This is a genomic window from Halomonas sp. 72 (assembly GCF_052379785.1).
GTDB classification, from domain to species: Bacteria; Pseudomonadota; Gammaproteobacteria; order Pseudomonadales; family Halomonadaceae; genus Vreelandella; species Vreelandella citrativorans.
In genome coordinates this window covers 1-284 of sequence record NZ_JBQSYY010000066.1, presented here as the reverse complement: position 1 = coordinate 284, position 284 = coordinate 1, and the positions used below count along the sequence as shown (strand labels likewise).

The following is a 284-nucleotide window of genomic DNA, read 5'->3' as shown; positions in this document are numbered from 1 at the left end:
TCAAGTACCCCGACTATGTGCGTAAAGCTGTCTACACGACTAACGCCGTTGAAGCCGTGCACCGGCAGTTCCGAAAACTCACCAAGACCAAGGGTGGGTTTGCCAACGAAAATAGCCTGTTGAAACTGCTGTATGCGGGTATTCTCAAGGCCTCTGAACGCTGGACTCACCCTGTGCAAAATTGGAACCTGACGCTGTCGCAAATGGCGATACATTTCCCAAAACGCCTGGACGGTCATATCGACCTATAATGACCAAACTGACACAAAGTTTTGAACACCCTC

Annotated in this window: 1 protein-coding gene; it reads left to right on the top strand. The window is 50.0% G+C overall.

All coding sequences use genetic code 11. From position 1 onward, the window contains the following. Nucleotides 1-251, top strand: a 251-nt coding sequence (locus ACT3T6_RS17750) for a transposase (RefSeq protein ID WP_444625983.1), incomplete at its 5' end; no start/stop codon positions are given. Nucleotides 252-284 lie beyond the last annotated feature (33 nt).